This is a genomic window from Candidatus Hakubella thermalkaliphila, from assembly GCF_013281975.1.
In the GTDB taxonomy this organism is placed as follows: domain Bacteria; phylum Actinomycetota; class Humimicrobiia; order Hakubellales; family Hakubellaceae; genus Hakubella; species Hakubella thermalkaliphila.
In genome coordinates this window covers 1-1,073 of record NZ_BLRZ01000295.1, presented here as the reverse complement: position 1 = coordinate 1,073, position 1,073 = coordinate 1, and the positions used below count along the sequence as shown (strand labels likewise).

The window sequence follows — 1,073 nt, the reverse complement described above, 5'->3', positions numbered from 1 at the left end:
ACCAACCATTTCAGTCCACACCGTCCAAGCCGCTACTGGTACACTTACTTTCAAAAGCTCCGGCATCAACTTCTTGGGACATTTTCAATCTATCATCGAAGTTTGTCTTTGTCAATAGGTTTTCCAGAAGTTTTTGGAAAATATTTTTAGTAATTTCAAAATAATTTTACTATTCCCCTCCTATCAGAATTATTGCTGAAATGGCGATGAAAACATGGCTACGGTCAGCAACACACCGGACCCGCAGCCCACTAGTTGACAAGTCTCAGCGATCGTTGACAGTTTTTGTCTCACCAAACGTTGACACTTTTTTAATCTCGGCACAGTCCAGCCAGCGTTGACACTTTTGTAACGCTGGCTGAGCCAAATTAGGATTAAGCGCCCCCATGGGGCGAGTACCCAAGTGTCAACGTTTGGTGAGACTTCTTAATGTCTCCAAAAGTGTCAACGATTTGGTGGTATTTGTGAACTAGTCATTATAACTTTTTCTTTTTTCGACTCTGGACATGAATTTTTCCAAGTCAATAGTAAACCGCTCGTGCCGGCCTTCTCCAACCGGACCAGCTTCGTCTTGTGCCGACACGGTAAAGACCAGACGCCGGCCATCCACTTCAACCAACTCCGCCCGGGCCGTCACCGTCATGCCAAGTGGTGTTGCCGCCGTGTGGACAATTTCCACCTTTGTTCCCACCGTGCTCTGCCCCGCCGGCAGCTTGTCCCGCAGAGCATCGATGGCCGCGCTTTCCATCAGTGCCACCAGCATGGGCGTGGCAAAAACCGGGACACTGCCGCTGCCCACTTCGCTGGCCGTATTGCCCGCCACCACTTCCATCTTCGCCTCGCCACGCAAACCTTTCTCCAGCATGTTTTACTGCCTCCTTGTTGCATTAAACCTTTTCGATGCGCACCGCAGAGACTTTGAGCCCGGAGACTACCGACATGTTGCAGACTGCCGGGTCGGTTAAAATATTGACGGCTGACTCTGCAAAATGGAAGGACATGCAGACAACGCCGGGAGGTACGCGGTCGGTTATCTGTATTTTGGTTTCCAGTGAACCGCGGCGGGAAGTGAC

The 1,073-nt window shown here is 50.3% G+C and carries 2 protein-coding genes; both read right to left on the bottom strand.

The window, feature by feature from the left end:
- Positions 1-469: 469 nt before the first annotated feature.
- The gene (locus tag HW443_RS11690) at positions 470-865 is read right to left on the bottom strand and encodes a thioesterase family protein (RefSeq protein ID WP_176231524.1); all 396 of its coding nucleotides are present in this window, start codon (positions 863-865) and stop codon (positions 470-472) included.
- A gap of 22 nt (positions 866-887) precedes the next feature.
- Positions 888-1,073: molybdopterin dinucleotide binding domain-containing protein (locus tag HW443_RS11685; RefSeq protein WP_176236492.1), on the bottom strand; the 186-nt coding region annotated here is incomplete at its 5' end.

Excerpts from the sequence above, each read along its gene's own strand:
- HW443_RS11690 (WP_176231524.1), bottom strand. The coding sequence starts at position 865 with ATGCTGGAGAAAGGTTTGCGTGGCGAGGCGAAGATGGAAGTGGTGGCG.